The sequence below is a fragment of the Mesorhizobium sp. P2_B11 genome (assembly GCF_056404855.1).
Genome location: NZ_JBFUDF010000001.1, coordinates 724,371 through 743,332, shown reverse-complemented (window position 1 = coordinate 743,332; position 18,962 = coordinate 724,371). Strand labels below are relative to the sequence as shown.

General features: G+C 59.2%; 15 protein-coding genes and 1 pseudogene. 4 read left to right on the top strand and 12 right to left on the bottom strand.

Annotation, left to right across the window (positions count from 1 at the left end):
• Positions 1–27: 27 nt before the first annotated feature.
• The 9 genes from AC1DYJ_RS03345 to AC1DYJ_RS03305 all read right to left on the bottom strand — a co-directional run bounded on the left by AC1DYJ_RS03345 (position 28) and on the right by AC1DYJ_RS03305 (position 11,827).
• Positions 28–291, bottom strand: a complete 264-nt coding sequence (locus tag AC1DYJ_RS03345) for a YMGG-like glycine zipper-containing protein (protein WP_477279990.1) — start codon at positions 289–291, stop codon at positions 28–30.
• Positions 292–425: 134 nt separating this feature from the next.
• Positions 426–713 carry a hypothetical protein gene (locus AC1DYJ_RS03340; RefSeq protein WP_477279988.1) on the bottom strand — a complete coding sequence of 96 codons (288 nt, stop codon included), beginning with the start codon at positions 711–713 and terminating at the stop codon, positions 426–428.
• On the bottom strand, positions 710–1,051 hold the full coding sequence (locus AC1DYJ_RS03335) for a low affinity iron permease family protein (RefSeq protein ID WP_477279986.1): 342 nt from the start codon (positions 1,049–1,051) through the stop codon (positions 710–712). The genes AC1DYJ_RS03340 and AC1DYJ_RS03335 overlap by 4 nt, the downstream gene beginning before the upstream one ends.
• Positions 1,052–1,522: 471 nt before the next feature.
• Entirely contained in the window at positions 1,523–3,598 is a 2,076-nt protein-coding gene (locus tag AC1DYJ_RS03330; RefSeq protein ID WP_477279985.1) for a response regulator, read from the bottom strand.
• Between the two features lie 12 nt (positions 3,599–3,610).
• Positions 3,611–9,319 carry a HAMP domain-containing protein gene (locus tag AC1DYJ_RS03325; protein ID WP_477425963.1) on the bottom strand — a complete coding sequence of 1,903 codons (5,709 nt, stop codon included), beginning with the start codon at positions 9,317–9,319 and terminating at the stop codon, positions 3,611–3,613.
• A gap of 359 nt (positions 9,320–9,678) precedes the next feature.
• Complete coding sequence (locus AC1DYJ_RS03320) at positions 9,679–10,191, bottom strand: DUF6894 family protein (RefSeq protein WP_477279983.1); 513 nt, start codon at positions 10,189–10,191, stop codon at positions 9,679–9,681.
• Between the two features lie 49 nt (positions 10,192–10,240).
• Entirely contained in the window at positions 10,241–10,879 is a 639-nt protein-coding gene (locus AC1DYJ_RS03315; RefSeq protein WP_477279981.1) for a hypothetical protein, read from the bottom strand.
• 4 nt (positions 10,880–10,883) lie between these two features.
• A complete protein-coding gene (locus tag AC1DYJ_RS03310; protein WP_477279979.1) occupies positions 10,884–11,294 on the bottom strand; it encodes a phage holin family protein in 411 nt (136 codons plus the stop codon).
• Positions 11,295–11,311: 17 nt separating this feature from the next.
• Entirely contained in the window at positions 11,312–11,827 is a 516-nt protein-coding gene (locus tag AC1DYJ_RS03305; RefSeq protein WP_477279977.1) for a hypothetical protein, read from the bottom strand.
• Between the two features lie 236 nt (positions 11,828–12,063).
• On the opposite strand from AC1DYJ_RS03305, the gene AC1DYJ_RS03300 reads away from it, so the two are divergent.
• The 3 genes from AC1DYJ_RS03300 to AC1DYJ_RS03290 all read left to right on the top strand — a co-directional run bounded on the left by AC1DYJ_RS03300 (position 12,064) and on the right by AC1DYJ_RS03290 (position 13,992).
• Positions 12,064–12,537 (top strand): VOC family protein, encoded by a 474-nt coding sequence (locus AC1DYJ_RS03300; protein ID WP_477279974.1) that lies wholly within the window; start codon positions 12,064–12,066, stop codon positions 12,535–12,537.
• Between the two features lie 90 nt (positions 12,538–12,627).
• Complete coding sequence (locus AC1DYJ_RS03295; RefSeq protein ID WP_477279972.1) at positions 12,628–13,623, top strand: YihY/virulence factor BrkB family protein; 996 nt, start codon at positions 12,628–12,630, stop codon at positions 13,621–13,623.
• A 75-nt stretch (positions 13,624–13,698) separates the two neighbouring features.
• Positions 13,699–13,992, top strand: a complete 294-nt coding sequence (locus AC1DYJ_RS03290) for a hypothetical protein (RefSeq protein WP_477279970.1) — start codon at positions 13,699–13,701, stop codon at positions 13,990–13,992.
• 126 nt (positions 13,993–14,118) lie between these two features.
• Here the strand turns inward: AC1DYJ_RS03290 and AC1DYJ_RS03285 are convergent, their stop codons facing one another.
• The gene (locus tag AC1DYJ_RS03285) at positions 14,119–14,664 is read right to left on the bottom strand and encodes a cysteine hydrolase family protein (RefSeq protein WP_477279968.1); all 546 of its coding nucleotides are present in this window, start codon (positions 14,662–14,664) and stop codon (positions 14,119–14,121) included.
• A 405-nt stretch (positions 14,665–15,069) separates the two neighbouring features.
• Here AC1DYJ_RS03285 and AC1DYJ_RS03280 point away from each other — a divergent pair, with 405 nt between their 5' ends.
• Positions 15,070–15,672: a diguanylate cyclase gene (locus tag AC1DYJ_RS03280; protein WP_477279966.1), complete on the top strand. Its 603-nt coding sequence runs from the start codon at positions 15,070–15,072 to the stop codon at positions 15,670–15,672.
• A gap of 192 nt (positions 15,673–15,864) precedes the next feature.
• Here the strand turns inward: AC1DYJ_RS03280 and AC1DYJ_RS03275 are convergent, their stop codons facing one another.
• Both AC1DYJ_RS03275 and AC1DYJ_RS03270 read right to left on the bottom strand, forming a co-directional pair.
• A complete protein-coding gene (locus AC1DYJ_RS03275) occupies positions 15,865–16,266 on the bottom strand; it encodes a response regulator (protein ID WP_477279964.1) in 402 nt (133 codons plus the stop codon).
• A 273-nt stretch (positions 16,267–16,539) separates the two neighbouring features.
• Positions 16,540–18,482, bottom strand: a pseudogene (locus AC1DYJ_RS03270) (hybrid sensor histidine kinase/response regulator).
• Positions 18,483–18,962: the final 480 nt, after the last annotated feature.

Sequence of the window (18,962 nt, the reverse complement as noted above, 5' to 3'; positions counted from 1 at the left end):
ATGATAGGGGATCACGCGCCTTCCAAATCAGTAGCCGTCCGGGCATCGAGCCACGTAAACTCTGCCATTCGCATCGCGATATCTGCACTGGCCAGCTTCGCTGGCATGCCCGATGACCGCCCCGGCTATCGCGCCGACTGCGCCGCCGACAATCGCGCCCTTCACCGGGTCGCCGGCCACCGCGGCGCCTACCGCTGCGCCGCCCAACCCGCCGACAGCAGCACCCTGTTCGGTGCGCGAACATGCTGCGAGCGGGATGAGTAGGCTCAAAATGAGAAGCGTCTTTTTCATTGATTCCTCCTTAGGCCATTGTTAGCCATAACTTAAATGCTCGGCCGCGTTTTTTGATCCACCGACAATCGCTGCCGGCAGCGAAATCAGCCCAGGCACCAGCGGCGGATATTGGATGTCGCATGTGCCGCTGGTTAGTCATTGGGGTTGATTTTCATTCGGCGCGCGGCGTTCACCAACGCGGCACCGTCTCGTTCAATGCTATCGACGAGTTCGCGAGCTTGATCGGGGTCGATGCCGGTTTCCCTCGACAGGAAGAATACACGAAAGGACTTCTCTTCAGATGGAACAGGCGCAAGACACCCGCCCCCGTCTTCAGCCAGACGCCTGGCACGCTTCCACGGTGTGCGCTTCCTCTGATCAGAAGCCGTGAGCGGGTCGACGGATATGGCCACGTCGTCTGCCGGGCCAGAACCGCTCATGATCGCTGTCCTCGGCTTGCCGCTTCTTCTTCGAGCACTGCAAGCTTTTCCCGGATCTCCTCCGGCTCGGCATGCTCCAACCCGACGACATCGTTTCTGGTTTCGTCCAGTGAGACGATGATCTCATCGAGTTTGGCGTGGATGGCGGCTGTGTCTCGATAGCCCTGTATAAGGACGATTCCCGTGATCACGATGGCCGCGACTGAAAGCGCGTAGGTGACCGCATTTGTCATGCCAAAGGGCACCAGGGCAGTGCATGCCACCATGGCTATCATTATGACGTAGAATCCCGGTGGCCGCGAAAGGAAATCGGCAGCCACGAAAAGGATGCGGTTCATATCCAAGCCACCGTCGACAAGGCAATCAGGGGAGTCCTCTCAGCGCAGCAAGAGGTCAAGCAGAGGTTTGGATCGTCAGCCAAGAGAGATTCCAATCATCAGGAAAGTGATCGCCACCGCAAAAATCGGGGCAAGCAGCCAGCGCGCTTGGCCAACACTTCTATCCATAACTTCCTCCTGCAATCTGCATCGAACAACGAGCGCAGGCAGTGGCTGTTCCGAGCAGCTTTATCCGCAAGACCATTGCGTCTTGCGGTCGGACCTTGGTCCTAGGTGGCCGACCGAAACCTATGTCTGGGAACGTTTGCAAATCTGACAAAGTTGGATGGGCCAGGCGCCGACGACGAGGGTCGAAGGTTCTCGTTGGATCCGGGCACGGCAAAATCGACGAGGTCTATGACTGAGTATGGCCGGTCGCCTCCCGAAGAGGATCGCGTCTTTCGCTGTCAACCGGTCGGCATTGCCATGGCGCTAGCCCGCCTTGATCTTCTGGGGCTCTGCATTGGCAATAGCGAGGAAGATGCTGTCGAGCAGATCCTTGTCGCGGAAGGGCTTACCGAGCAAGGGCACGTCCGCTGGCCGGTCGGCGATGTCGTCCGCGTCGGCATAGCCCGTGATGATAACCGCCGGCCAATCGGAGCGCAGATTGCGTGCGAAGCGGATGACATCCACGCCGGTTACCAGGGGCATTGCGAAGTCGGTAACGATGACGTCGAACTGACCGGGAGTACGTTCGATCATGGCCAGCGCTTCCGCTCCTCCTCCCGCACACGTAACCTCGAACCCACGTTGGCGAAGCGACTCGGCTGTCAGCTGCCGCAACACGTTGCTGTCATCAATCAGAAGGATCGACGGGCGGCCTGCGGAGGCGTCTGGAAGCGTGTGCCCAATGTCGGCTTCGAGCGAAGGACTGGCCGGCTCTTCGACCGAGCGCGGCAACCACAGCTGCATGGCCGTTCCACGATCGACGGCGCTCTCGATGCGCAGCGTCCCGCCCGACTGCTTCATGAAGCCGTAGACGGTGCTGAGACCGAGCCCCGTTCCCTTCCCCACCGGCTTTGTGGTGAAGAACGGTTCGACGACCTTCGCAAGAATGTCGGGCGCGATGCCGGAGCCCGTGTCCTTGACCGTCACAACGACATAGTCTCCCGCGGGCACGTCTTCCGATTGGCTTCCTACTGTATGGTTTTGCGCCTGGACCGTTATTGTGCCGCCGGAGGGCATGGCGTCGCGCGCATTGAAAACCAGATTCATCAAGGCAAGCTCCAGCTGTCCGGCGTCGACATTCACGGGCCACACCGCGTCATCGATCTGCCAGTCGAAGCGTATAAGCCCTCCCAATACCGGTGCGACCAAGCCGTTCATGGTGTCGCCAAGGGCAGCAAGGCGCATCGCTTCCGGCCTCAGGGTCTGACGCCGCGAGAAGGCAAGCATTCGCGTGACCAAGTCGGCACCTTGTTTGGCAGAACGCCGCATCAGGTCGACAACCTGTCGTGCCTGATCGTCCAGCGTCCCGCGGCGTTCAAGCAATCCCAATCCGCTGAGAATGGCGGCGAGCAAATTGTTGAAATCATGGGCTAGGCCACCCGTCAGCTTGCCGATAGCGTCCAGACGTTGCGATTGCAGCAGCTGATCCTCGAGGCCGCGCCGCTCGGTAACGTCAAGCAGTGTCCCCAGTATCTCTGGTTTGTTGCCATCAGACCCGTCCGACATCACACCTTGGTCAAGAAAGATGCGATACTCCCCGTCGGCGCACATCCAGCGGAATTCGCAGGTGTAGAAGCCGGTATTTTTTGCCTGCAGCAGTGCTTGCTCCAACCTTGAGCGGTCTTCAGGGTGGACCCGGCTAAGGCCGAAGGCCGGATCCGAGGTCAAATCGTCAGGCGAAAAGCCGGTCAGGCGCTCGACGCCTTTGGTTACAAAGCGAGCGGCGAAGGGCGGTTCGGCGGCCCGCGCATGGAAACACACCGGCAGAGACCTCAAAATGGCATCCTGCCGCTCCTCTGAGCTACGCAAGGCCCGTTCCGCTTCAAGCTTGTCCTTCTGCGCCTGGAGCGCCTGCGCCAGCAGTCCCTGCTCGGCCGCCGCCTTTCGCTGGATTTCCAGCGTCTTCTCGTGGAGCTCGACGAACACCGCGACTTTCGAGCGCAGCATGATCGGATCGAAGGGCTTGAAGACATAGTCGACCGCGCCGGCATCGTAGCCGCGCACCATATGGGCTTCCTCCTTGTTGATGGCGGTGAGAAAAATGATCGGCGTGCGCTTGGATTGTTCGCGCTGGCGGATGAGCGAGGCCGTTTCATAGCCGTCTATGCCCGGCATAAGCACATCCAGCAGAATGACGGCGAAATCCTCCTTCAACAGATAGCGCAGAGCCTCTTCGCCCGATTGGGCGCAGATGACATCGCCGGTTGTGGCCAGCACCTCGCTGATCGCCAGAAGATTGCGTTCATCATCGTCAACGGCGAGGATGCGTGCCCTTGCCGGTGCTTGGGCCGATTGCACGACCTCAAGTTTTCTTGCTCTGTTTCGCGGCAGCTTTTGCATGAGGCCCCGCCGTCAGTTCGCTGCCACGAGTATCTTTTCCGGACTCTCAGCGCGTGATCGGGAACGACCGATCCACACACGAAGCAATGCCAGCAGCAGATCAAGATCGACAGGCTTGGCGATGTAGTCGGACGCACCGGCATCCAGACATTTTTGCCGGTCGCCCTTCATCGCTTTGGCTGTCACCGAAATCAGCGGGATGTGAGCGATAGCGGCCGTGCCGCGGATACGCCGCATCGTCTCGTAGCCATCCATCTCCGGCATCATGATATCGATCAAAGCTGCGTCGACATCGGGCGTCTGTTCCAGGAGCGCGATGCCATCACGGCCGCGCTCAGCATGCAGAACCTGTATGCCGTAAGTCTCCAGGACGCTGGTGAGCGAGTAGATGTTGCGGATATCATCGTCGACGATGAGAACCTTGGCTCCCGCCAGATCCGACCTGCCGGTCTGTTCGGTTTCGGTCTCGCGCGCTTCGCGTCCTTCTCCCGGCAGCGTCGCCGAGATATGAAGCGCCAATTGAGCAAAATTCTCCGCACGCGGCGCACTCGCAAGCGCTGGATTCAGCGCCAGCACCTGCTCAAGCGCATCCGGATGGGGGGCAAAAAACAGCAGTTGCGGCAACGCTTCACCGAACTGGCCAGTGAGTTCGTCCAGCACTTGCGCGTTCTCCTTCGCTGAGCGGCCGAAGCCGAGCACGATGGCATCATAAGAGGCCATGCCGACGTCGTCGGCGTTTGCCGCAAACCGACCGACCGCTGTCACCGAGGTGACGCCGTCGCGGATCGCTTCGACGAGCGATAGCCGACGCTCCGGATCGGGGTCGGCGACCAGAACGCGGCGTTGGGTACGCAGTTTCTTGGAATGGATGTCCTGAAACACCTGCATCAGTTCGTCAGAGGACACTGGCTTGGTGGAAATGCTGGACGCGCCCTTGCGGCCAAGGCTTTCGATATCTTCCGCACCCGAGATGACATGGATGGGAATTCCCCTGGTCTTCTGGTCGTGGCGCAACAGGTCGAAAAGCACCCAGCCATCGATGTCCGAAAGCCCGAGGTCAAGTGTGATCGCGTCGGGAACCAGTTTGCGAGCCAATGCCAAAGTGCCGGAACCCGCATTCGACAAGACGCCTTTCAGCCCTGCCGAACGTGCGAGGCCGAGCAACAGGCCGCCAAACGTCGGATCGTCCTCGACAATCAGCACGACCCGATCGGTCGGCGATATGGAATCGCGGTCATCGATAAGCTCTGCAGAAGGCGGGCTGCCCAGGGATGGCGCAGTAACAGCGTCCGCCGCCGCAGGCAGGATCGACTGCGCCACCGCCACACGCGGGCCGGCGAACGGGATGACCAGCGTAAATGTCGAGCCCTTTCCCGGGACGCTTTCGACGCGCAGTTCACCACCAAGCAAGCGAGCAATCTCTCGGCTGATGGAGAGCCCCAACCCGGTGCCGCCATACTTGCGGCTGGTGGTGCCGTCGGCCTGCTGAAAGGCTTCGAATATCAGTTTCTGCTTGTCTTCGGGAATGCCTATACCGGTGTCGGTCACAGCGATCGCCAGCCCCTTCGTCGGCTGTGAGGAGCCATTGCGGCGCCCAGTCTTTTCGACCCGGAAATTGAGACTGACCTCGCCTTGCGAGGTAAATTTGAAAGCATTCGAAAGCAGGTTGAGGACGATCTGCTGCAAACGCTTCTCATCCGTGCGGACAGTCTCGGGAAGTGCGGGATCGACATTGATAGTGAAGCCAAGGCCCTTGTCGGCGGCCAGCTGACGGAACGTGCGTTCCATATGCTGCCGCAAATGCGTCACCGGCATATCGTTGATATCGATCGAGACAGTGCCGGACTCGATCTTCGACAGGTCGAGGATATCGTTGATCAGGCTGAGAAGGTCGGTTCCGGCAGAGTTGATGGTGCGCGCGAATTCAACCTGTTTTTCGTTCAGATTGCCCTGCTGGTTGGTCGCCAGCAGGTTTGACAGAATGAGCAGCGAGTTGAGCGGCGTGCGTAGCTCATGGCTCATATTGGCCAGGAATTCGGACTTATATTTCGACGTCAGCGCCAGCTGCTCGGCTTTCTCCTCCAGCGCGCGGCGGGCCATCTCGATTTCGAGGTTCTTGTTTTCCACTTGCTTCTTTTCGTTTTCGAGCAGCTGCGCCTTTTCCTGCAGCTCCTCGTTAGTCGTATGAAGCTCTTCCTGTTTCTTGGTCAGTTCGGTCTGACGCGCCTGCAACTCCGACGTCAGCAACTGCGACTGCTTGAGCAGGCCCTCCGTGCGCATCGTTGCGGCAATGGTGTTGAGAACGATGCCGACGGATTCCATCAGCTGGTTGAGGAACGACTGGTGGGTGTCCCGAAACTCACCGAACGAAGCAAGCTCGATGACGGCCTTAACCTCATCCTCGAACAGGGCCGGAAGGATGATGACATTGGCGGGGGAGGCGCTGCCTAAGCCAGACGTGACGTGCAGGAATTCAGGAGGCACATTGTCCAGCATGATGGCGCGCTTGTCGGCGGCACTCTGCCCGACCAGGCCTTCGCGCAGGTCGAGGCGCTGCTTGATGGAAGCTTTGCTTTCGGCGCCGTAGGACGCCGCCAGTTCGAGATAGGATTCCTCTTCATCGCGATTGGTGACGTAGAACACGCCGTACTGAGCGTTCACCAAAGGCGCGAGTTCGGACATGATGAGACGCGACACCGTAGCGAGATCGCGCTCGCCTTGCAGCATGCGCGAAAACCGGGCGAGATTGGTCTTCAACCAGTCCTGCTCGGCATTCTTCAGCGTTTGATCCTTCAGATTGCGGATCATTTCGTTGATGTTGTCTTTGAGCGCCGCGACCTCGCCTGAGGCCTCGACACTGATCGAGCGCGTCAGATCGCCCTTGGTGACTGCCGTCGAGACCTCGGCGATTGCGCGGACCTGGGTGGTCAGATTGGCGGCGAGCTGGTTGACATTGTCGGTCAGGTCGCGCCACAGGCCGGCCGCACCCGGCACACGCGCCTGTCCGCCAAGCTTGCCCTCGATGCCGACTTCGCGGGCGACATTGGTCACCTGGTCGGCAAAGGTCGCAAGCGTCTCGATCATGCCGTTGATGGTGTCGGCCAGAGAGGCGATTTCGCCCTTCGCGTCGACTGTCAGTTTGCGCTTCAGATTGCCTTGCGCGACCGCTGTCACCACATCCGCGATGCCACGCACCTGATTGGTCAGGTTTGTCGCCATCAGGTTAACGTTGTCAGTCAGATCCTTCCAGGTTCCTGCGACGCCTTCGACCCGCGCCTGACCGCCAAGTTTGCCCTCTGTGCCGACCTCGCGCGCCACGCGGGTCACCTCGCCGGCAAAGGAGTTGAGCTGGTCCACCATGGTGTTGATGGTCGATTTGAGCTCAAGGATTTCGCCCTTCACGTCGACAGTGATCTTCTTCGACAGGTCACCGCGCGCAACGGCGGTCGTCACTTCGGCGATGTTGCGCACCTGGCCGGTCAGGTTCTCGGCCATGGAGTTCACGTTGTCAGTCAGGTCTTTCCAAGTGCCGGCGACACCGCGCACCTGTGCCTGACCGCCCAGCTTGCCTTCCGTGCCGACCTCGCGTGCCACGCGCGTCACTTCCGACGCGAATGAGTTGAGCTGGTCCACCATCGTGTTGATCGTGTCTTTGAGCTCGAGAATCTCGCCTCGGACATCGACAGTGATTTTCTTCGACAGGTCGCCGAGCGCCACGGCCGTGGTCACTTCGGCGATGTTGCGCACCTGGCCAGTCAGGTTGGCGGCCATAGCATTGACGTTGTCGGTGAGGTCTTTCCAGGTGCCGGCAACGCCCCGCACCTGTGCCTGACCGCCCAACTTTCCATCAGACCCAACTTCGCGCGCCACGCGCGTCACCTCCGACGCGAATGAGTTGAGCTGATCAACCATCGTGTTGATGACGTCCTTGATTTGCAAGATCTCACCCAGCGCATCGACGGTGATCTTCTGCGTCAGGTCACCGGTCGCGATGGCCGTTGCAACCTTGGACACGTCGCGCAACTGCACCGTCAGGTTGCCCGCCATGGCGTTGACGTTGTCGGTCAAATCCTTCCACGTACCGCCGACACCTTCGACATGAGCCTGACCGCCCAGCTTGCCTTCCGAGCCCACTTCGCGGGCCACGCGCGTGACTTCCGAGGCGAAAGAATTCAGCTGATCGACCATCGTGTTGACGGTGTCTTTGAGTTCCAGGATTTCGCCTTTGACGTCGACGGTGATCTTCTTCGACAGGTCGCCACGCGCCACGGCCGTCGTCACCTCGGCGATGTTGCGCACCTGCCCGGTCAGATTGGCGGCCATCAGATTGACGTTGTCGGTCAGGTCCTTCCAGGTGCCGCCGACGCCCTTCACATCGGCCTGGCCGCCGAGCTTGCCTTCCGTGCCGACCTCACGCGCCACGCGCGTCACCTCCGAGGCAAAGGAGTTCAGCTGATCGACCATCGTGTTGATGGTGTCCTTCAGCTCAAGGATTTCGCCTTGCACGGCAACCGTAATCTTCTTCGACAGGTCGCCAGAAGCGACCGCCGTTGTCACCTCGGCAATGTTGCGCACCTGCCCCGTCAGATTTTCTGCCATGGAATTGACGTTGTCGGTGAGGTCCTTCCAGGTGCCGGCGACACCGCGGACCTGCGCCTGGCCGCCAAGCTTGCCTTCGGTGCCAACCTCGCGCGCCACGCGGGTCACCTCGCCGGCGAATGAATTGAGCTGGTCGACCATGGTGTTGATGGTCGATTTCAGTTCGAGAATTTCGCCCTTCACGTCGACCGTAATTTTCTTCGACAGGTCGCCCAGAGCCACGGCTGTCGTCACCTCTGCGATGTTTCGCACCTGTCCCGTGAGGTTCTCGGCCATGGAATTCACATTGTCGGTCAGATCCTTCCATGTGCCGCCGACACCCTCGACGCGCGCCTGGCCGCCGAGCTTGCCCTCAGTGCCAACCTCGCGCGCCACGCGGGTCACTTCCGAAGCGAAGGAATTGAGCTGGTCCACCATCGTGTTGATGGTGTTCTTCAGTTCGAGGATTTCGCCTTTGACGTCGACGGTGATCTTCTTCGACAGATCGCCCGACGCGACTGCGGTTGTAACCTCCGCGATGTTGCGCACCTGCCCGGTCAGGTTGGTCGCCATGGCGTTGACGTTGTCGGTCAGGTCTTTCCACGTGCCGGCAACGCCTTTGACCCGCGCCTGGCCGCCGAGCTTGCCTTCGGTGCCGACCTCGCGCGCAACGCGCGTCACTTCAGAGGCGAACGAGGCCAACTGCCCCACCATGGTGTTGACGATCTTGCCGATACGCAGGAACTCGCCGCGCAGTGGTCGGCCGTCGATTTCGACCATCATGGTTTGCGACAGGTCACCCTTGGCGACGGCGCCGATGACGCGAGCCACCTCGGCGGTCGGCTGGACCATGTCTTCAATCAGGTCGTTGACGGATCGAACACTGGATTCCCAACTGCCGGTGGCGTTTCGAACCCGGCCGCGTTCACCGATGCGCCCTTCCTTACCGACCACTCTGCTCAGGCGTTCGAATTCACGCGTGACATGATGGTTGAGATCGACGATCTCATTGAAGGTATCGGCGATCTCGGAATCGACCCCTTCGTAGACATTGTCGATACGGACTGAAAAATCACCGCGCCGAAATGCCTTTAGAGAATTGAGAATGCTTCGACGGTCCAACTGCTTCTTGGATGCTTGCACGGTCAAAGCGCCCCTCCCCATTAATGGAATGCCTGAAACTGCCCCTGCGGGCCGAATGGTACATCCCCCCGCAACCCCGAAACGCCAAATTTGGAATTTCGTTCCATAGGACGCTACGCCAGAGCCGACCCAATCAAGGAGATCAAACCTGGTTTTGAAGCAGAGCGAAGATTTACCCCGGCGCGGGTTGCGTGGCGGATCTAACCGCAGAGGGCTCATGTCGGATTGAGGAATATGCGCCAAAGGTTGTCGGCCAACGGGCCACCGCAGAGCCGGACAATCGCCGCCGTTGCGCGATCACCAGATGACTGATCCCACGCATGGCCAGCGCTCAGTCCGGCCGCAACTGCCAGTTTGCGTCAAAGCGGCGTATGGTCATTGGCCTGCCGGGCGGCTTCAGCCTCGACAACGTCGATCGAGCAAAGCTCGTTCCCGGCCTGGTCGCGCACGCGTACCAGCCATCCGGTCAGATCGTCAGCGCCGGGCTGCAGATCGACCAGCATATCGATTGCGCAACGGATCGCTTCGGCACGAGCGGCCTCAAAACTTGGCATTTCGGCGGGGGGAACCTGGCGAGCCTGGTCCCCATCGCGATATTCGAACGTGTAAATATTGCTGTCCGTGGCGTGGACATCGCTGCGTTCCTCAGAACTACCCGACACGTCGTTACCGTCGACTGGCATCTCGAACGTTGCGGTCTGGACAAGCAGGGCCTTTGCACGTTCGATGGCGCTGAGCGCGCCGTCGGCGTCTTCGCCTCGGGCCATTTCGACGGCGACAGATTCCCCGCCCTCACCTTCAAACACCACTCGAACAAGAGGCAGGCCAGAGGGCGCGGCCGCAGGTCCAATGTTGATTCCAACAATCTGCATGAGAATTCCTTCAATTGTTCAGAAACGGCCAGGCTCTCGCAACTGCGGATCAGCGATTTGGCTGATCGTGGTCGTCATCCGCGCGGGCGAGGTAGTCGCTGGCTGCCGTCAATACGGATAGGAATGCAGCGGCGTATCTGGCAAACCCGAAGGCCTGTGCGGCAGCCAATTTCGCACCGCGCGCATGTTCAGCGATAAACCTGTCCGCGGTATCCTGAACTTCAGCTCCAGCCTTGCCGAACAGCGCGCGCTCTTTTGCTGTGGGCTCAAACGCCTTGCCTACAATGTGGCCAAGCAACAGGGCTCCTGCAGATCCAGCAAGCACCTTCGCACGCGTTGAGTTTGTGATCGCCTTGCGCGTATTAGCTTCGTAGCGAATTGACGCCGCGTCCGAATGAGCTGCGCCGGCAGCTTGGTCGACAGCGTCATGATCGGCACCGGCTGGGCCATAAACACTTCGCCTGCCCGCGTCAAACACCGCGATTGCGCCCAACGCGACCGCCGCGGCGGCGCCGCCATTATCCTTCACCGCGTCGGACACACCGCCAAACACCTTCGCAACCTTCCGCTTCGCGTATCGGGTCGACGCATCGACCAGATTTCGGGGCTGCAGCCGCCGGCTTATTTCGCTGACAGGCTCAAACAAGGCCTGCCGTTCTGCTCGGCTTTGCAGCATGATCTCACGCATCTCTTCACTGGGTTGAGCCAAAACGCATCCCCTGTTTGAGTGCTGCGATATCGGTGCGCACCTGATTGACGGTCTCGACCGGTGTGATGGTCCATCCCACAAGCGCTCGCTTGGCAAGGTAGAGCAACAGCACTCCACCCACCCCCAGCAAGACGGCAACGATAAGACAAGCGATCATCGGACTGACTTCGAAGTGGATCATCGCGAGGATCAGGAACTGGACCATCGCGAACGCTGCCAGAACAAAGAGCGCTAATGCGGCGATGCCGCACGCGCCTGACGACACAATCGTCAACGTCTTGACCTTCATCTCCGCCTGCAGAAGGCGAAGATCGAGGCGCATCAGCGAAGCGAAATGGCTCAGCCCTTCGCTTAACACGCTCCCCAAGGGCCGGCGATCGAAACCATCATCCATTTGGAGTGCTCGTCTTCTCAGGACCGATCTGAGCTTCGCATGATGCGGGTGAGGACCACGCCGGCCAGGATGCCGACGCCGAAAAAGGCGGCCGGTTGGCGCTGCGCGAATTTGGTCACCGAGTCGAGCAATTCGCCCACGTTGCGATCCCTGATATCGGAAGAAATCCGTTCGACGCCTTCGGCTGCGCTGCGAACCATGCCAGCAACCTGTGGGGATTGCTTCTCGATGCCGTCGGCTGCTTCTTTGACGGAATGGGCGATATTGGCGATCGCGTCGGCGCCAGCGGTCTTGTTCGTCTCTACCGCTTCCTTGAATGCTCCAGCAGCATCCGATGCCACTGAGCCGGCATAATTTTTCGCGTCAGTCGACACGGAGGCGGCGGCGGTTTTGAGATGCCCTGCCGTTTCGGCCGCGCTCGACTTCAACTTGCCGAGGGCTTCCTTGCTGCCGGCCACCTCGGCTTCGGGTGTGTGCAACCATCCAAGCTCTGCTGGAGAATCCTGTTGGTCGTTGTTGATTGGCGTGTTCACGGCTTTTCACTCCTGTTGTTGTAAAGTGAACTCTGGGAACAGCGACCAGTTCCTGCCGCAAACGAATATATCCTGCGGCCCGATCGGCACCCACACCGGAGGCGCCAGCCGCCTCAGCTACCTCTGACTTCGTCTCGCCCATGGACAAGCCCGTCGCTCGCCACATGTATCAAATCCTAGATTGCCGTGATGGAGGCGCTCGTCTGCAATTGGGTTCAGATCGGAAGGAGCAAGCGATGCCAAAAAATACGATTTGCCTGTGGTACGACAAGGACGCCGAGGCTGCGGCTCGGTTCTACGCAGAGACCTTTCCCGATAGCGCAGTCGGTGCCGTCCATCGTGCGCCGAGTGACTTTCCGTCCGGAAAGAAGGGCGACGTGTTGACGGTCGAATTTAGCGTCGCTGGCGTTGAATGTATCGGTCTCAACGGAGGCCCAGCTTTCAAACAGAGCGAAGCTTTCTCATTCCAGATCGCCACCGACGATCAGGACGAGACGGACCGCTACTGGAATGCAATTGTCGGGAATGGCGGCCAGGAAAGCGCCTGTGGTTGGTGCAAGGACAAGTGGGGCGTGTCTTGGCAAATCACGCCGCGCACACTGACCGAGGCGATGGCGGCCGGCGGCGACGAAGCCAGGCGCGCGTTTGACGCGATGATGGACATGAAGAAAATCGATGTCGCAGTGATCGAGGCGGCGCGTCGCGGCTGAGGCTCAATCGCGCAGCAACATTGCCAAGGTGCGGGCGCGCTTTTCTCTTCCACAGCACTAGGTTCCTCATTCAGGCAAAAAGGGTTCACAATGCGAGTGGCACGCGAAGCCTGGCTTCTTGGCAAGGAGAGCATCCTCGGCTTCATCAACGACAATGCCCTCAGCCACGGTGCGGCCATGGCATTCTATGCCGTTACGTCCCTAGCCCCCATCTTGTTGATCGTTGTTGCGATTGCCGGACTTGTCTTCGGGCATGAAGCAGCGCAATTGGCCTTGTCAGCCGAAATTGCAGGCGTGATGGGCACGCAAACCGGTGACCTTCTGCGCACCACCGTTGAAAGCGCGTCTCAAAGGACAGCCGGCACACTTGCCACACTGGTGGGCATCGCCACGCTCTTCGTTACAGCTTCAGGAGTGTTTGGCGAAATGCAGCTTTCGCTCAACACGATCTGGAAGATTGAGCCTCCAGCAATGTCCCTCTCTCGGTTGGTGCGGGCGCGAGCAGCGAGCCTGGGCCTTGTGGCCGCGTTGGGATTTCTGCTGCTTGTCTCGTTGGCGGCAAGCACTGCCATTTCCGCGCTTGGCGCTGTTATCAATGACCATCTGCCGTTCGGCACGTTCATCCTCGCATCGATAAACGGCATCGTATCGTTCGTGCTGATTTCCGCTCTCTTTGCCGCAATCTTCAAAATCCTCCCGGACCGGTCCCTCGAGTGGCGCGATGTCGGAATTGGCGCGGTAGTGACCGCCTTGCTCTTCACCATCGGCAAGTCGCTCATTGGCTGGTACATCGGAACCAGCGCGATCGCATCATCCTACGGTGCGGCGGGCGCGCTGCTGATCGTGCTGCTTTGGGTCTACTATTCGTCGGAGATCTTCTTGCTCGGCGCCGAGTTGACGCGGGCCTATTCGGTGCGTCTCGGCAGTCGATCGGACCTTCAGCCAATAGTGAAGGCAGGGAAGGCTCCGCCGCAACAGGTGTCGAATCCCGGGGCAACTACCGAACACGAGGTCCAGGCGTGGATCGTGATCACGGGTTTGCTGACCGCTGTGGCGACAAGGCTTTTGCAATCGCGGCGGTCTTAATTGCTTTCGCACCAATTCTGTTTCCCTTGGAACGCAAGCCCGACGCGGACATTGCATAGGAAAAGGAGGTTTCCCATGCCGAAATTCCGCTTTGAGACTACAACATCTGGCCAGACTACCGCTTTCGAGGAAGAGCTGGACAGCCCGGAGATGGCCAGTCCGAGAGCGATCGAAAAGGCACGCGCAGCAATGGTTGCGGACGGGTCTGGTGCCGAGCAATCAGGATCGGTTACCAGAGTCTATGATGAAGCCGGGTATTTGGTCGCCACCGTCAATTTTTCTGATGTATTGCCCGATGATCCCAACGCCGCTCGAGATGGGATCAGCGAGCCGCCCGTCGAGGAGCCGGGCGTGATGCGATCGGGCTGATCGATGAGTATCTCAGCACTGTGATTGTTTCTCACGCGATCGCCGTCCAGCGCCCAACGTCCCCGCGGGTTCTTGCAGCGATGACCCACTGTTTCATCCTTGTCACGACTCTGTTCAAGCCGGCGCTTAGCACCAGGCATCCACGACCTCATGCATCGTCACGGCCTCGACCTGTTCACTGAACCGAGAACGATAGACTTCCATCAGCGCATCGTGCGTCTGATCGGCCGAACTGCAGATCGCATCGGCAACGAGAACCACGCGAAAGCCACGGTCGACGGCACCTAGTACGGTTGCGAGGACGCAGACGTCGGTCTCACCGCCTGTGATAACCAGCGTGTTTGTGCCTGAACCGTGGAGCAGTGCGTCGAGGCGCCCCTCTGTCCATGGCGAGTAGACATGCTTGTCGACAACGGTCGCTGGCGGCACGAAACGTGCAAGTTCAGGCATGAGATCGATCAGACCTGGATCGATACGGGAAAGGGTAACTTCCGCCCACCGGCGATAGTAGCTCGCCCACATTCCGGGGCCGGCGCCAGGACGATCGGCCGGAATGAAGCGGGTGAACAGCGTTCGCGCCGAATGTCTGGCCGCCAACTCTTCAATGGCCGGCATCACTTTCTCGGCCCATGGCACCGGCCAGGGTCCAGCAGGACTGAACAGACGCTGCATGTCGACGCAGATATGGAGGCAATACTCTCCGAGGTCCGTGAACCAACCCTTGCGCAGCCACAGTCCATTTTCCTCCGACCAGTCGCTTCCGAGTTGACTGCCCGAGAGCGTCAGCCCGGCAACGTCAAAAGAGTAGCGGGGTGGCCCGCATGTTTTGCCACGCCCCGGTCCACCCTCCTTTTCGCCGCCTCCATCATCTTTGTTGGCGGTCGCCCAAGCGCGTCGTTCGGCTTCTTATTCCGATACGCCGCGCTTCTCATATCCGTCTGCGATGTGGTCGGCCTTGCGCTCCTGCTTGTCCGTATGTTTGGATTTTTCGACTCGTGGCATGGTCTTCACTCTTCTTTGAGTTAGTTCACAACGGAGGTCGTTCAAAAGAGGTTCCACCGACTTGGAGATTCAGAGATGTTGTCTGATCCGACCGTGCTGATCCTGATGTATTTCATACTGCCGCTATGGCTTATCGCGGGATTCGCCGATTGGCTCTGCCACCGCGCTTCGCACATCGAATCGACCACCGGCGCGAAGGAATCCGTCATTCATCTGCTGATGTTTGTAGAGGTGGGCATACCTCTGCTGGCGGCGATGTTTCTGGAAATCAACGCGTTGATCATTGCAACGATGCTGGTGGCATTTACGCTGCACGAGGCAACGGCGATGTGGGACGTCAGCTACGCCACCACGGCTCGAACCGTGTCGCCCATCGAGCAGCACGTGCACAGTTTCCTGGAGATGATTCCGCTGATGGGGATTGTCAATGTGGTCTCGCTTCACTGGGGGCAGTTCAAGGCGCTGTTCGGATTTGGAGACGAACCCGCACGGTTCGAGTTGGCTTGGAAGCCCGAGCCCCTGCCGGTGGCCTACATTGCCACAATCATGATCCTGGTGGGTTTGTTTGAGGTGCTTCCTTATCTGGAGGAATTCATCCGCGGCCTCCACGCCAATGGATGGAAGCTGATCCCCGAAAAGGCGCGCCGCGCAAAGTCTGGATTCACAACTGAACGCTAGTCGGAACGGCCGATGGCCGCATGCCATCCATTCAGACGATCCGCGCTGCAATCTGGCGGTGTCGGCTAGAGCTGAGCTTCAATGGGAAGGTGGCGGACCAAGCTCGTCAGGATACGGCGAAAAAATCCGGCTTCTGATTCATGGGTATAGTCTTGGAACTTGCCTTCATCGCAGCCATTTGGCTGGCCAAGCCTAGTCCTCGGGATCGTTGGTGCTAGGGGCAGGCTGCGCATTCATCAGCGTAGATAGGGCGGTGATGATCTGGGGCAGGAAGAATGGCTTGGTGATCATAACGCTTTCAGGGACGCCCTCGGCGCCCCAATGGATAGCACTATCGCCACTCATGTAGATCACAGGGATGGTTGAGTTGGCTTGGCGCAAATGCCTGGCTATTTCCCAGCCGGATTTACCACTACCCAGGCGGATGTCCGTAACAAGACCCTTGAACTTGGTTGGATCCGCGTCGAAGGCCGCCAACGCCTGTTCGGCGTCTTTTACGGCCACGACTTCGAATCCCGCTTCCTGCAACGCAGTCTCAACATCGAGCAAAATTAGCGGCTCGTCTTCAACGACCAAAACCGCAGTGACACTCATTTGTTAAACGCCCCCATTGCGCACCACTACGGTTTAAGCTGGGGTTTGGTTCCACAAGCACACGACATGATCCGCTCGTAATGTTTGCCAGCTGCATATCCGCAACAAGACCCAAGAGCGCCGCGCAAAGTACGGCCACGGTTTCACGTTTCGGTTCAGGGGCTAATAGAGCGCTGCTAGCGTGGCGACGACGCTCACGCGTGTCTCGGGGGCTCGCTGACCGCAGCCTCGGACCGCCCCAGTGGGAGCCTTCACTATTGAAGGGAGGGGCTTTCACCGCCGAAGGGCGATGTCCATCGCCTTTTCCAGGTCGTCATCAAAGAAAGGCTTAGCCAAGCGGGTCGCACTTGTCTGTGTGTCGGATGGAAGTTCGGCATAGCCCGTGGCTAGAATCGCAGGAAGATGGGGGCGCTCAGCCCTTGCCAGTTCTATGAGTTCGGCCCCTGTCATGCCTGGCATCGCGTGATCCGTGATCAGCAAGTCCAGCTTCGCTTCACCCTTCAAGATCTCAAGCGCCCGCGTGCCAGAGCTTGCCTCCAACACCGCATGGCCCAGATCCTCCAGCATTGCGACCGTGTTCATCAGGACAAGCGGGTCATCGTCGACAGCCAAGATTGATATCGCATGCCGGGTTGACGTGTCTGGTGGTGGCGTCTGGGCCTTTTCGACCTGAGGCTGAGATGCCATAGCCGCGGGAAGCCAAATCTCAACCGTCGTCCCGGCGCCGAGTTGACTGTGAACGACAAGGCGGCCTCCTGACTGCTCTGCAAACCCCTGCGCCATCGCGAGACCCAAACCCGTCCCTTTGCCGACGCCTTTAGTCGTAAAGAAGGGCTCAGTCGCCCGTGCCAACGTTTCAGCGTCCATGCCTTGGCCCACGTCTTTCACCGAGAAACGGACATATCGGCCTGCTTTGAGCCTGTGAGGATTGAAAACGTCCAACTCCTCCGCCTCAGCGCTAATGACGAGTGGCCCGCCAGAGGGCATCGCATCTCGCGCATTGACCGCAAGATTCAAAAGCACCGACTCCAGCTGATTGGGATCAGTCACGACGTTGGGCAGCGACAGGGGAAATTGGGTCAAAACAGGGATAGACGGACCGATAGCCCGTTCAAGCATATCCGTCATGCCACGCACGAGTTCAGGAACAGAGACCGTTTGTTGATCAAGCTCTTGGCGACGTGCAAATGCCAACATTCGCTGGGTTAGCGAAGAGCCCCTCTCCGCAGCGTGCAAAGCGTTGTCCAAAAGCGACACCAGTTTCGGATCGTTGGATAGGCGCATAGGCGCCTCCGTATCATCGAGAGGCTGCTCTGGATCACCATCAAAAGATTGTTGAAGTCGTGCGCGACCCCACCGGTGAGCTGACCTATGGCTTCCAGCTTTTGGATTTGGAAGAGTTGTTCGCGGGTTTGCTCCAGCTCTTTCTGAGCCTTGCTGCGTTCGGTCACATCGCGGGTGATTTTGGCAAAGCCAATCAGTTCCCCGCTGTCATTTCGGATTGCATCGATGATCACATGGGCGAGAAACGTCGTTCCGTCCTTGCGCAAACGCCAAGCTTCCCGTTCGAAGCGACCTTCCTTGGCGGCGATCGCAAGGCTCTCTTTCGGAAGTCCAGCTTTTCGGTCAGCCTCAAGATAGAAGCGCGAAAAATGTTCGCCCAGAATCTCGTCGGCCTTGTAGCCTTTGATCCGCTCCGCGCCCAGGTTCCAGCTGGTTACAAATCCCTTCGGATCCAACATGGCGTAATCGGCTACGCTCTGAACCAAAATTCGAAACTGTTCTTCGCTGCTTTTCAGTGCCTGTTGAGCGCTTTGTCTTTCAGTCAAGTCGCGGGTGATTTTGGCAAATCCGATCACTGAGCCGTCGGCGCCACGCACGGGATCGATAACCACGTGCGTCCAGTACTCCGTGCCGTCCTTGCGAACGCGCCACCCTTCGGCCTCGAACCGTCCCTCAACCGCGGCCGTTTTCAGCGCACGCTCGGGCAACCCTGAGGCCCTGTCCCCCTGCCTGTAGAAGACCGAGAAATGTTGGCCGATGATCTCGACGGCGCTGTACCCCATGGATTTTTGTGCCCCGGGGCTCCAGCTGCTTACGATGCCGTTCACATCCAGAAGGTATACCGCATAATCGGTAATAGAATCGATGAGCACGCGATAGCGGTCCTCAACAGGAAGCGATGAGGTTGGCTGCTCGATTGACAATTTTTGCAAAATTCGTGCTCCCGTAACAGGTAGAAACGCCAGCACAAACCCTTGGTTCCGCTCTATCAAGGGTGGCCTATCTTTTGAAGGTTTGGCCGCCGTCGGAAGGTTCGCCATACATCTCGGCGATACCCCAAGCGATGGCCATCCGAGCGCGCCCAACAAGACGCCCAGAACAGGCCGCCCCAATGCGCCCAAGCGGAGCTTTGCTTTCTGGAATGTCGTTCGTCTAAACGCACCTTGGGAGGGATGCCCGCGCGTGCTGTCAAAGAGGTGGGACCTGCCGGTCAAATACAAAAAGGGCCGTTGGTGGTCGCGAAGGAATCAGCTTTGCCGGGGAACGAGATCCTAGGGCAGAAGTTAACCGGCATCGCGGATACGGCAAGGGAGTAAAAATGGGATTCTTTGGCAAATACTTCTCCGGCCTCGGCCGTAAAAGGCCTGACGACAAGCAACAGAGCGGCGACATGCGCAAGGCTACGGGTGCTG

What these genes read in the sequence shown, in the direction of transcription:
- AC1DYJ_RS03330 (WP_477279985.1), bottom strand. Translation starts at nt 3,598, where the DNA reads ATGCAAAAGCTGCCGCGAAACAGAGCAAGAAAACTTGAGGTCGTGCAA.
- AC1DYJ_RS03320 (WP_477279983.1), bottom strand. Translation starts at nt 10,191, where the DNA reads ATGCAGATTGTTGGAATCAACATTGGACCTGCGGCCGCGCCCTCTGGC.
- AC1DYJ_RS03295 (WP_477279972.1), top strand. Translation starts at nt 12,628, where the DNA reads ATGCGAGTGGCACGCGAAGCCTGGCTTCTTGGCAAGGAGAGCATCCTC.
- AC1DYJ_RS03335 (WP_477279986.1), bottom strand. Translation starts at nt 1,051, where the DNA reads ATGAACCGCATCCTTTTCGTGGCTGCCGATTTCCTTTCGCGGCCACCG.
- AC1DYJ_RS03345 (WP_477279990.1), bottom strand. Translation starts at nt 291, where the DNA reads ATGAAAAAGACGCTTCTCATTTTGAGCCTACTCATCCCGCTCGCAGCA.
- AC1DYJ_RS03280 (WP_477279966.1), top strand. Translation starts at nt 15,070, where the DNA reads ATGTTGTCTGATCCGACCGTGCTGATCCTGATGTATTTCATACTGCCG.
- AC1DYJ_RS03290 (WP_477279970.1), top strand. Translation starts at nt 13,699, where the DNA reads ATGCCGAAATTCCGCTTTGAGACTACAACATCTGGCCAGACTACCGCT.
- AC1DYJ_RS03300 (WP_477279974.1), top strand. Translation starts at nt 12,064, where the DNA reads ATGCCAAAAAATACGATTTGCCTGTGGTACGACAAGGACGCCGAGGCT.
- AC1DYJ_RS03310 (WP_477279979.1), bottom strand. Translation starts at nt 11,294, where the DNA reads ATGGATGATGGTTTCGATCGCCGGCCCTTGGGGAGCGTGTTAAGCGAA.
- AC1DYJ_RS03285 (WP_477279968.1), bottom strand. Translation starts at nt 14,664, where the DNA reads ATGCAGCGTCTGTTCAGTCCTGCTGGACCCTGGCCGGTGCCATGGGCC.
- AC1DYJ_RS03275 (WP_477279964.1), bottom strand. Translation starts at nt 16,266, where the DNA reads ATGAGTGTCACTGCGGTTTTGGTCGTTGAAGACGAGCCGCTAATTTTG.
- AC1DYJ_RS03340 (WP_477279988.1), bottom strand. Translation starts at nt 713, where the DNA reads ATGAGCGGTTCTGGCCCGGCAGACGACGTGGCCATATCCGTCGACCCG.
- AC1DYJ_RS03315 (WP_477279981.1), bottom strand. Translation starts at nt 10,879, where the DNA reads ATGCGTGAGATCATGCTGCAAAGCCGAGCAGAACGGCAGGCCTTGTTT.